The sequence below is a fragment of the Streptomyces sp. NPDC057654 genome (assembly GCF_042800135.1).
Lineage (GTDB): Bacteria > Actinomycetota > Actinomycetes > Streptomycetales > Streptomycetaceae > Streptomyces.
Genome location: NZ_JBHVHQ010000320.1, coordinates 1 through 8,707, shown reverse-complemented (window position 1 = coordinate 8,707; position 8,707 = coordinate 1). Strand labels below are relative to the sequence as shown.

Here is an 8,707-nt window from a genome sequence, read left to right as displayed (position 1 = left end):
GTGAATCGGTGCCGGCCAGGACGGTGACGCCCGCCTCGTACGCCTCGCGGGCGCGGGTGATCATTGTGCGGTGGCCCTCCTGCCACAGGACATCGCGGTCCAGGCCGCGCCGCGCCCGCCAGGGGGCGCTCTTGCCGAAGGCGGTGAGCGTCGGGACGTACGCCGTGCCGTGCGCGGCCATCAGCGGGAGCGCCTCCGCGGGCAGGGCCATGCCGTGTTCGATGGAGTCGACGCCCGCGCGGGCCGCATTCAGGGAGCCCTGCGCGGACTGGCAGTGAGCGGCGATCCGCCCGCCCTCCGCGTGCACGGCGTCCGTCGTGGCGCGCAGCAGTTCCAGCGGTACGGGCGCGGCCTCGAAGTCCCAGTCGGCCATGACCTTGCACCAGCCGTCGCCCCCGCGGACCTCCCGCACCGCCGCGCCGGCGAGGTCGTCCACGACCGTGTGGAAGTCCGCGTGATCGGACAGCCCCGACCAGGCCAGCCACGCGCCCGCCGTGACGAGCCGGGGCACGTCGGGCGACGCGCGCAGCGCGGCCGGTACGGGGCCGTCCAGGCCGGGGCAGCGCAGCACGGCCACCCCCGCGTCGCGGTGCGCGGCCAGCGCGTCGACGTCGAAGCCGCCGTCGTCGCGCAGGCCGGGATGGGTGTGCAGGTCGACCAGGCCGGGCAGCAGGAAGCCGCCGTCCACGACGGTCTCGGCAGGCTCCGCCGGCGGGTGGAAGGTCACGCGGTCGCCGACGAGCCACAGATCTCGCGTGGTGCCGTCGGGCAGGAGGGTGCCGTGCACGTGGAGGGCCATGCGCGGAGCATGCCGCACCCCGCCGCCCGAGGGGACGGCGGGGTGGCAGCCGGGGCTAGTGGAAGCTGTGCTCCGGCGCCGGGTACGCGCCCCCGACCACGTCCTCCGCGAAAGCCTTGGCCGCGTCGCCCAGGGCCTCCCGCATCCGCGCGTACTGCTTGACGAACCGCGGGACGCGCCCCGGCGTCAGGCCGGCCATGTCGGTCCAGACGAGGACCTGCGCGTCGCAGTCCTGGCCCGCGCCGATGCCCACCGTGGGGATGTGCAGGACGCGCGTGACCTCGGCGGCCAGCTCGGCCGGCACGACCTCCAGCACGACCGCGAAGGCCCCCGCGTCCTGCACCGCCTTCGCGTCGCGCAGGAGCTGCTGGGCGGCCTCCTCGCCGCGGCCCTGGACCGGGTAGCCGCCGAAGGCGTTGACGGACTGCGGGGTGAGGCCGATGTGGGCCATGACCGGTATGCCGGCCGAGACCAGCAGCTCGATCTGGTGGGCGGAGCGCTCGCCGCCCTCCAGCTTCACGGCCTGTACCCCCGCCTCCTTGACCAGGCGCGTCGCGTTGCGCAGCGCCTGGACCGGGCTCTCCTGGTACGCGCCGAAGGGCAGGTCGGCGACGATGAGAGCGCGCTTGGCGCCGCGTACGACGGCGGCGGACAGGACGGCGATCTCGTCCATCGTGACGGGCACGGTGGACTCGTAGCCGAGGTGGCAGTTGCCCATGGAGTCGCCCACCAGCAGCACGGGGACGCCGGCCTGGTCGAAGACCGAGGCCGTCATCGCGTCGTAGGCGGTGAGCATGGGCCACTTCTCGCCGCGCCCCTTGGCGGCGGCGATGTCGCGGACGGTGATGCGCCGGGAGCCCTTCCCCCCGTACAGCGCCTTGTCGCTGCTGTCGGGCCTGCTCGCGGCGGTGGGCGCCTGGGTGGGCGCGGGCGTGCTGCCGGGCGCGGTCGGCCCGGATGTCGAGGCATGCGTCATTGCCATGGCTCCTGTGTCAGTCGTCTCGAAGCGCCCGTACGGCGTCTCCGGATCGCCTCCATGCTGGCACGGCGCGCGCCGCCCCGGAAGGGCGGTCCGTTCTTGACGTGCTCCCTGGCCTAAAGTCCAGGGATTCCGGCCTGGGTCGGCTGACCCTTCCGGGGGCTTCCTGCTTCACCGCGCTGTGCGGGCACGGGTGCCCGTCTTACCGGCGCTCCACAGGCGTTTAGCGTCTCCGCCCGTCCGGCGGCGACGATCCGGCGTCCTTCGACGAGGACGTTACGTGCTGCGTTGTGGTCGCGGTCGTGCACAGCACCGCATGCGCCGCACGTCCATTCCCGGAAGTGCAGGGGCTTGGGGCCGTCCCGGAACCCGCAGGCCGAACAGATCTGGGAGGAGGGGAAGGCCCGGTCTACCTTGGCGAAGGTGCGGCCGTGCCTGGCCGCCTTGTAGGCCAGCATGCCGACGAACGTGGACCATCCCGCGTCGTGCACCGACTTGGCGAGCCGGGTACGGCCGAGCCCGGACACTGCGAGGTCCTCCACGTACACCGCTTGGCTGTCGCGGATGATCTGTGTGGAAGCCTTGTGGTGGAAGTCCCGGCGCCGGTCGGCCACCTTGGCGTGTTGGCGTGCGACCTTGATACGGGCCCTGGCCCGGTTCTTCGATCCCCTGGCCTTGCGGGACAGCTCCCGCTGGAGGCGCCCCAGCTTCTTCTCCGCCCGGCGCAGGAAGCGAGGGCTACGGATCTTGCTGCCGTCGGACAGGACGGCGAAGGCGGACAGGCCCAGGTCGATCCCGCACTCCGCCACCACCTCGGGGAGGGGGTCCGGTTCGGTGTCCACGACGAAGCTGAGGAAGTACCGGCCGCAGCTGTCCTTGGTGACGGTCAGGGACGTGGGCGCGGCCGGAAGCCGGCGGGACCACGTGACCTTGAGATCGCCGACCTTGGCCACATACACCGTGCCGTCGTCCTTCAGGGAGAAGGCATTGGTGTTGAAGCGGATCGACTGCCGGGTGTCCTTCTTCGACTTGTAACGGGGAGGGCCGACCTTGCGGCCCCGCCGCTTGCCCTTGAGGCTGTCGAAGAAGTTCTTGTAGGCGGCATCCAGGTCCCGCAGCGACTGTTGCAGGACGACCGCCGAGACGTCGGCGAGCCAGGCGCGTTCCTCGGTGCGCTTGGCCCCGGTGATGCGCAGCCGGGACAGCTCGGCCGACGTCACATACGGCCGTCCTGCCGCATGCGCTTCCTTCCGGTCGCGCAGGCAGTCGTTCCACACCACCCGCGCGCACCCGAACGCACTCGCCAGCGCACGGCGCTGGGCGGCGTCCGGGTAGGCCCGGTAGTTGTAACGCAGCTGCACAACCGGGATGTTACTGCGATTAGCCATCACAGATGGGCATAACGAGCAGAACGATTACAGACGTGGCAGACATGCCGTTTCGACGATGCATGTGCACGTGGTCTTCGTGCCGAAGTGCCGGCGCGGGGTGTTCGACGACGAGACGCTGACGCGCTGCGAAGAGATCATGCGCAAGGTCCGCGAGGACTTCGAAGCGGAGCTCAAAGAGTTCAACGGCGAACACGATCACGTCCACCTCCTGGTGCACTACCCGCCCAAGGTCGCCGTCTCAAAGCTGGTCAACAGCCTCAAGGGCGTCTCCGCCCGCCGGATCCGGCAGGAGTTCACCGGCCAGACCAACCGCGCCATCATGCACGGGCACCTGTGGTCGCCCTCATACTTCTCCGCATCGTGCGGCGGAGCACCACTGGCGATCGTCCGCCAGTACATCGAGCAGCAAAACGTCCGCTCCAAGGTGCACGTCAGAGCAGCCTTGAGATGCATTCATCCCCGGCGTGAACGCCGGGGCTTTCTGCAAGGATCCCGGTAAAGTATTTCCAATACGGAACGGTGTCGTATCGGAATGGGCTTACGCTGAACCCATGCCAACCCTCTCCGGCCCTCAGGGCCCCAGCGGCCCGGCGCTCGACCGCCGGGTCCCCGAAGCCGTGCACCGCAAGCGCTGGGCGATCCTCACCGTCCTGCTGTTCAGCCTGCTCGTCGTCGTGCTGGACAACTCCATACTCAACGTCGCGATGAAGACCATCGCCTCGCCCGCGCCGACCGGACTGGGCGCTACCCAGAGCCAGTTGGAGTGGGCGATCAACTCCTACACCCTCGTCTTCGCGGGGCTGCTCTTCACCGCCGGGCTCCTCGGCGACCGGCTCGGCCGCAAGAAGACGCTGCTGCTGGGCATGGCGGTGTTCGGCGTCGGCTCGGTGCTCTCCGCGATGTCCGGCTCCTCCGGCGAACTCATCGCGTTCCGCGCGGTGATGGGCTTCGGCGGCGCCTTCGTGATGCCCGCCACGCTCGCCATCATCATGAACGTCTTCGAGCGCGACGAGCAGCCCAAGGCGATCGGCATCTGGGCCGGCGCCGTCGGCCTCGCCATCGCCATCGGCCCGATCACCGGCGGCGTGCTCCTCGACCACTTCTGGTGGGGCTCCGTCTTCCTCGTCAACGTCCCGATCGTGGTGATAGCGATCATCGCGATGGTGATCCTGGTCCCCGACTCCAAGGACCCCGACCCCGGCCGGCTCGACCCCGTCGGAGTCCTGCTGTCCGTCGTCGGCCTGGTCCTCCTCGTCTACGGGATCATCAAGGGCGGCCAGCTGGCCGACTTCAGCACGCCCGAGGTCTACGGCACGGTCGGCGGCGGCGTGCTCGTACTCGTGGCGTTCGTGCTGTACGAGCGGCGCGCCAGCCATCCCGCCATCGACGTCCGGTACTTCCGGAACCCGGCCTTCTCGGCGGCCGTCTCCTCCATCGCCCTGGTCTTCTTCGCCCTGATGGGCGTCACGTTCTTCATCGTCTTCTACACGCAGAGCGTGCGCGGCTACACGCCGCTCCAGTCCGGGCTGCTGATCCTGCCGCTCGCCGCCGCCCAGATGCTCTTCGCGCCCCGCGCCCGGCTCGTCGTCGACAGATTCGGCGCGCGCGCCGTGTGCGCCACGGGAATGCTGCTGGTGGCTGCCACCATGGCGGGGTTCCTGCTGCTCGGCACGGACACCCCGATCTGGGTGCTGGAGGTCCTCTTCTTCCTCCAGGGCACCGGAATGGCGCACATCATGCCGCCCGCGACCGTCTCCATCATGCAGTCGCTGCCGCGCGAGAAGGCCGGCTCCGGCTCCGCCGTCAACAACACCTTCCGCCAGGTCGGCGGCGCGCTCGGGGTCGCCGTCCTCGGCTCGGTGCTCTCCACCACCTACCGCGACGGCATCCAGGACAAGCTCGGCGCGCTTCCCCCGCAGATACGGCACGCGGCGGGCGAGTCCATCGAGGCGACCCTCGGCGCGGCCGAGCGGATGGGCCCCGCGGGCAAGGCGCTCGTCGGCCCCGCCAACGACGCGTTCATCCACGCCATGCACGTCACCGTCGTCGGCTCCGCCGCCGTCGCCGTGCTCGGCGCGATCGTCGTCGCCCTCTTCCTGCCGGGCCGCCCCCCGGCCCGTACGGACCAGGAGCCGGAGCCCACCGGGGCGGCCCCGGACCGGACGGGGGCCGACGCGTGAGCCAGCCCCCGCCGCCGACCCGCGGCCGTCCCCGCAGCGCCGCCGTCGACACGGCCGTCATCGAGACCGTGCTGAAGCTGCTGGAGGACGGCGAGTCGGTCGGCGGGCTCTCCATCGAGCGCATCGCCCGCGAGGCGGGCGTCGGCAAGGCCGCCGTCTACCGGCGCTGGACGGGCAAGGAGGCGCTCATGATCGACGTCCTGCGCGCCCTGGACGAGGACCAGCCCGAACTGCTCGGGGAGTCGGTCCGCGCCGACCTCGTCGCCCTCCTGGAGACCATGCGCCGGCGCGGCCTGGCCAAGCGGCACTCGGCGCTGCTGCGCACGGTGCTCAACCAGATGAAGGCGCAGCCGCGGCTGTGGGAGGAGTACCACGACACCGTCGTACGGGGCCGGCGGGACGCGCTGCGCCGCGTGCTGCTGCGCGGCGTCGGCACCGGGGAGGTCCGGGGCGGCCTGGACCTCGATCTGGTCGTCGATCTCTTCACCGGGCCGATGCTGCTCCGCTCGGTGCTGCACGAGCGGGCGGACCTCCCGGAGGGACTCCCCGAGCAGATCGTCGACGCGGTACTGGCGGGGGTGCGGCCCCGGCCGTGACGCGCGCCGCGCCCGGCCGTGCCTCGCCGCAGCGGGCCGCGCGCCCGGCCGTCCCGGAAATGACCAAAAGTTGACCCGTCGCCGATCCGTGCGAGCGGCGGGCCGCAGCCCCTCCGCCGACCACCGGAATCGACCGTCAATGACGAGAAAATGACCGTTCCCGAACCGTTTGGACCGGCCGTGCGGCGGATTATGCCCGTTGTGTCACAGCAGGCCCGTGCGGCCCGGTACCCAGGAACCCTCGTGGGCTGCCCGATCGTCCTCACCTACGACCGACGCTCCTGACCGGAGCGCGCAAATCAACCCCTTGAAGTCGCCTATCGTCGAGTCACCCGGTGACCGGCGTGCCGAGCACGAGGCCGGGGTTCACCACGCGGAGCAGTGAGGACAGCGGATGCCGCAGGCACATATGGAGGAAACGGACCGCGCGGAGACGACGGCGGAGCGCGCCGGCACTCGCGCCCGCCGCCTTCTCGACCGGTGGCGTGACGGCGGCATCTGGCGGCGCGGCCTGATCCTCGCGGCGATCGCCATCCTGCTCGGCCTGCTCATGGCGTTCCACGCGTCCCTCCCCAACGACATCGGCAACCTCGGGAGCCTCTTCGAGACCTTCCTGCCCTGGTTCGGCCTCGCCGTCCCGCTGCTGCTCGTCTTCGCGCTCGTACGCCGCTCGGCGACCGCCCTGATCGCGCTGCTGCTCCCGGCCATCGCCTGGTTCAACCTCTTCGGCGGGGTGTTCGGCGACCACACCGGCAAGGGCGGCAACCTCACCGTCGCCACCCACAACGTCGACGCGGACAACCCCGACCCGGCGAGCACGGCGAAGGACGTGGCCGCCGCAGGCGCGGACATCGTGGCACTGGAGGAGCTCAAGACCAGCGCCGTGCCCATCTACGAAAAGGTGCTGGAGAGCACGTACAAGTACCACAGCGTCAAGGGCACGGTCGGGCTGTGGAGCAAGTACCCGCTCTCCAACACGGGCACCGTCGACATCAAGATGGGCTGGCCCCGGGCGATGCGCGCCACGGTGGCGACGCCGCACGGCAAGATCGGCGTCTACGTCGCCCATCTCGCGTCGGTGCGGGTGAAGTTCAAGGCCGGGTTCACCGCCAACCAGCGCGACGCGAGCGGGGTGGCGCTGGGCGAGGCCATCCGCGCCGAGCGGGAGCAGAAGGTCCTCCTCCTCGGCGACCTCAACGGCACGGTGAACGACCGCTCGCTCGCCCCCGTCACCTCCCAGCTGCGCTCGGCGCAGGGCGCCGCCGGCAGCGGCTTCGGCTTCAGCTGGCCCGCGTCCTTCCCGATGGCCCGCATCGACCAGATCCTGGTCAAGGGGATGGACCCGGTCTCGGCCTGGACCCTGCCCCAGACGGGCAGCGACCACCGTCCGGTGGCGGCGTCCATCAAGATCTGACGCCGCCATCAAGATCTGACACCGCCGTCGAGATGTGGCGCCGCCAAGATTTAACGCCGCGCACATCCGAAGGAACAATCGGCCTGGGAAGCTTTGTTTCGCACTTCGCACGATGAAATCGCGCGAAACCCAGCTTTTGGAAGGTCCTCCATGCCCCTGGCGCTGCTCGCCCTGGCGATATCCGCCTTCGGGATCGGCACCACCGAGTTCGTGATGATGGGCCTGCTGCCCAACGTCGCCGACGACCTGGGCACCTCGGTGCCCACCGCCGGATATCTCGTCTCCGCCTACGCCATCGGCGTCGTCATCGGCGCGCCCCTGCTCACCGCCCTGGGCTCCCGCATCCCGCGCAAACGGATGCTGGTCGGGCTCATGGCGGTGTTCACGGTCGGGAACCTCGCCTCCGCGCTCGCCCCCAATTTCGGGCTGCTGATCGCCGGGCGGGTGCTGGCCGGACTGCCGCACGGCGCGTTCTTCGGCGTCGGCGCGGTCGTCGCCGCCCGGCTGGTGAGCGACGGGCGGCAGGCGCGGGCGGTGGCCACGATGTTCCTCGGCCTCACGGTCGCCAACATCGTCGGCGTGCCCGCCGCCACCCTGCTCGGCCAGCACCTCGGCTGGCGCGCCACCTTCCTGGTCGTCGCCGGGATCGGGCTCGTCGCGATGGCCGCGCTCGCCGCGCTCGTACCGCACCTCTCCCGCGAGCACCAGGGCGGCCTCCGCCACGAGCTGCGCGCGATGGGCAACCGGCAGGTGCTGCTCGGCCTGCTCACCGCCGTCTTCGGCTTCGCCGGAGTCTTCGCCGTCTACAGCTACCTCTCCTCGATGATGACCAAGGTCACCGGCTTCTCCGAGACCTCGGTGACGCTGGTGCTCGCCCTCTTCGGCATCGGCATGACGCTCGGCGCGCTCGCCGCGGGCCCGCTCACCGACCGGGCGCTGCGCCCGACGCTGTACGGGTCGCTGGGCGCCCTCGCCGTGGCGCTGGTGGCCTTCGACTTCACGGTGCACGTGAAGTGGGCGGCGCTGATCACGGTCGTGGTGCTCGGCGCGGTCGGCTTCATGACCACCACGCCGCTCCAGATGCTGGTGATGTCCAAGGCCCGGCACGCGCCGACGCTCGCCTCGGCGTCCAACCACTCCGCCTTCAACCTGGCCAACGCGGGCGGCGCCTGGCTCGGCGGCCTCGCCATCGGCGCGGGCTGGGGCTGGACGTCCCCGGCGCTGGTCGGCGCGGTGCTGGCGGTGGCGGGGCTGGGCATCGCCGTGACGGCCGGGCTGCTGGACCGGGGGGCGCCGCGGGACGCCACGCGGGTCGTCGCCCAGGGCGCGAGCGAGACGCCCAGCAGGG

At 71.1% G+C, this 8,707-nt stretch carries 7 protein-coding genes and 1 pseudogene; 5 read left to right on the top strand and 3 right to left on the bottom strand.

Features of this window, described 5'->3' with window-relative positions; translation table 11 throughout:
• The 3 genes from ACFU99_RS22805 to ACFU99_RS22795 form a co-directional block, all read right to left on the bottom strand.
• On the bottom strand, positions 1-799 hold a 799-nt coding region (locus ACFU99_RS22805; protein WP_384394798.1), incomplete at its 3' end, for an amidohydrolase.
• A 55-nt stretch (positions 800-854) separates the two neighbouring features.
• Positions 855-1,775 (bottom strand): 3-methyl-2-oxobutanoate hydroxymethyltransferase, encoded by a 921-nt coding sequence (gene panB / locus ACFU99_RS22800; protein ID WP_384394796.1) that lies wholly within the window; start codon positions 1,773-1,775, stop codon positions 855-857.
• Between the two features lie 119 nt (positions 1,776-1,894).
• Positions 1,895-3,139 (bottom strand): RNA-guided endonuclease InsQ/TnpB family protein, encoded by a 1,245-nt coding sequence (locus ACFU99_RS22795; RefSeq protein WP_384394794.1) that lies wholly within the window; start codon positions 3,137-3,139, stop codon positions 1,895-1,897.
• Positions 3,140-3,146: 7 nt separating this feature from the next.
• Between ACFU99_RS22795 and tnpA the strand changes: the two are divergent.
• From tnpA to ACFU99_RS22770, 5 genes and pseudogenes are all read left to right on the top strand, one after another.
• Positions 3,147-3,578, top strand: a pseudogene (gene tnpA, locus ACFU99_RS22790) (IS200/IS605 family transposase); the annotation flags it as partial.
• Positions 3,579-3,720: 142 nt separating this feature from the next.
• On the top strand, positions 3,721-5,349 hold the full coding sequence (locus tag ACFU99_RS22785) for an MFS transporter (protein WP_384394792.1): 1,629 nt from the start codon (positions 3,721-3,723) through the stop codon (positions 5,347-5,349).
• Positions 5,346-5,945 carry a TetR/AcrR family transcriptional regulator gene (locus tag ACFU99_RS22780; RefSeq protein WP_384394790.1) on the top strand — a complete coding sequence of 200 codons (600 nt, stop codon included), beginning with the start codon at positions 5,346-5,348 and terminating at the stop codon, positions 5,943-5,945. The genes ACFU99_RS22785 and ACFU99_RS22780 overlap by 4 nt, the downstream gene beginning before the upstream one ends.
• 394 nt (positions 5,946-6,339) lie before the next feature.
• On the top strand, positions 6,340-7,359 hold the full coding sequence (locus ACFU99_RS22775; RefSeq protein WP_384394788.1) for an endonuclease/exonuclease/phosphatase family protein: 1,020 nt from the start codon (positions 6,340-6,342) through the stop codon (positions 7,357-7,359).
• A 150-nt stretch (positions 7,360-7,509) separates the two neighbouring features.
• On the top strand, positions 7,510-8,707 hold a 1,198-nt coding region (locus ACFU99_RS22770), incomplete at its 3' end, for an MFS transporter (RefSeq protein ID WP_384394786.1).